1 protein-coding gene is annotated in these 752 nt (G+C 48.4%); it reads left to right on the top strand.

The features are described from left to right. A partial coding sequence (locus A3750_RS01980; protein WP_156498314.1) for an iron-containing alcohol dehydrogenase occupies positions 1 to 752 on the top strand: 752 nt, incomplete at both ends.

Here is a 752-nt window from a genome sequence, read left to right as displayed (position 1 = left end):
AATAAGCATCAATGCGAAGGCATTTTGGCCGTTGGCGGGGGCTCTCCAATAGATGCTAGCAAAGCGATCGCTGCACGAGCGACGAACAATAAGTCGTTAGAGAAAATGGCAGGACTATTCAAACTACGCAAAGCACCGTTACCGCTATTTGTTGTTCCAACGACAGCAGGCACAGGTTCGGAGGTAACAATTGTTTCGGTTGTATCAAATCCGGAAACACATCAAAAGACTCCGATCATTGATCCAAAACTCGTACCAGCGATGGCCGCACTCGATGGCAAGCTCATGCTTGGACTGCCACCATTTGTCACCGCCGCGACAGGAATGGATGCACTGACTCATGCTATTGAGTCTTATATTTCAACCAATGCGACAGATGAAACACGAAGCTACGCGCTTGCCGCCACCAAGCTCATCATGGAGAACTTAGAGACTGCAGTTCATGACGGCAAAAACTTAGAAGCCCGCCAAAACATGGCGATGGCCTCATACTATGCAGGCCTTGCTTTCACGAAAGCAGGTGTCGGCTATGTTCATGCGATCGCTCACAATTTTGGCGCCCTCTACGCAACACCTCATGGACTAGCGAACTCAATTGTTTTGCCACACATTCTCGATTATTCAAAGTCAGATATTATCTCAGAACTCGCGACCCTAGCCGAAGCAAGCGGATTGAAAGCAGGACGGGAAAGCAATAATAAATTAGCGGAAAAATTGATCGCCCGCATTCGCGCCATGCTTGTGTCCTTTGA

Source organism: Oleiphilus sp. HI0079, from assembly GCF_001635105.1.
The sequence above is the reverse complement of the archived record's forward strand: the minus strand, read 5'-3'. Positions and strand labels throughout refer to the sequence as shown.